Origin of the sequence: Mesorhizobium sp. M2A.F.Ca.ET.039.01.1.1 (genome assembly GCF_003998035.1) — a bacterium.
In the GTDB taxonomy this organism is placed as follows: domain Bacteria; phylum Pseudomonadota; class Alphaproteobacteria; order Rhizobiales; family Rhizobiaceae; genus Mesorhizobium.
On sequence record NZ_RZRY01001127.1, the window covers coordinates 1 to 1427 of the forward strand.

General features: G+C 67.6%; 1 protein-coding gene. It reads right to left on the reverse strand.

Annotated elements, in window-relative coordinates; all coding sequences use genetic code 11:
- On the reverse strand, positions 1 to 1427 hold a 1427-nt coding region (locus tag EOA24_RS37860), incomplete at both ends, for a cobaltochelatase subunit CobN (protein ID WP_189354593.1).

Sequence of the window (1427 nt, forward strand, 5' to 3'; positions counted from 1 at the left end):
GGCGAAATCCTTGAGATCGCAGAGCCAGGCATCGATGCGGCGCAGCGCTTCGTCGGGCTGGTCGGTCTTGGCAACGCCGGCTTCCGAGGCAAGCCCGGTCTTCCGCGCCGTCTCGACGATCAGCTTTGCAAGTCGGTCGCGGCGGCGGCGGTCGAGCCCATCGGCCTGGGCATATTCGTCGACCAGCCGTTCCAGCCTCTGTTGGGCCTCGTCGAGGCCGGCGCCGGTCATGGGCGGGGGCAGATGGCCCAGCGTGACGGCTGATATGCGGCGCTTGGCCTGCGCCGCTTCGCCGGGATTGGAGACGATGAAGGGATAGATGACCGGCAGCGAGCCGGTGACGATTTCGGGGAAGCAGGTGTCGGAGAGCGCGACCGTCTTGCCCGGCAGCCATTCCAGCGTGCCATGCGCGCCGACATGGACGATGGCATGCACGCCGAGCGATTTCCGCAGCCAGAATCCGAAGGCGATCAGCTCGTGGCGGGGAGGCAGGGTTGGGTCGTGGTAGTCAGCGCGGCGGTCGGCCGAGCGGCCACGGTCGGGGGCCAGTGCGACGGTGACGTTGCCGAAGGTCGCGGCGCGGAAGGGGAAGTGTTGCGGGGCGGCAGCCTTCAAAGGCAGGCGTTCCGTCGCCCCCTTCTCTGTCCTGCCGGACATCTCCCCCTCAAGGGGGGAGATTATTTCTTGCGCTCGGCTTTCGCCAATTTTCGGCCTAGCAAGGGGAGAGCCGGCGGCGGAGCTGCCAATCTCCCCCCCTGAGGGGGAGATGTCCGGCAGGACAGAGAGGGGGGCCTCGCGCAGCCCTATCTGGTCTTCCGCGTTGCCCCAGGCAGCCCTGACTGCATCACGCGCGCCTTCCGGCAGTTCAGCGGACAAGCGCAGGTAGTCTTTTGAACTTAACCCGTGGCCACCCACCTCCAGCGCATCCAACAACGCCCGCGGCGATTGCGGAATCCCTTCAACCGCATAGCCCTGTTCCTTCAGGTCATGCATCATCGCAAGCACACTGGAGGGCACATCAAGCCCGACCGCATAGCCGGTCCGCCCTGGCGCGCTCGGATAGTCGGGGATCAGGATCGCCAGCTTGCGCTCGGCCCGCTTGGTCCTCTGCAGGCGGATAAACGCCGCGATCCGCTTGGCGACCTGCGCCACGCGGTCCATTTCCGGCCGGTTGGCAAAGGCGCGAAAGGCCAGTGCCGGATCGGTCTCGATCTCGCCCTTGAAGGAGATGGCGCCGGCCAGGATGCGGCCGTCGAGCTCGGGCAGGACGACATGCATGGCAAGATCGGCGGGCGCCAGGCCACGCTGGTTGTTTTCCCAGACCTCGCGGCGCGTCGTGGCGACGATGACCTGGAAGATCGGCACGCCGGCGCGGTCGAACAGGGTCTCGGCGCCGGGCTCCGCGCCGGGTGCGCACGCGGGGGCGG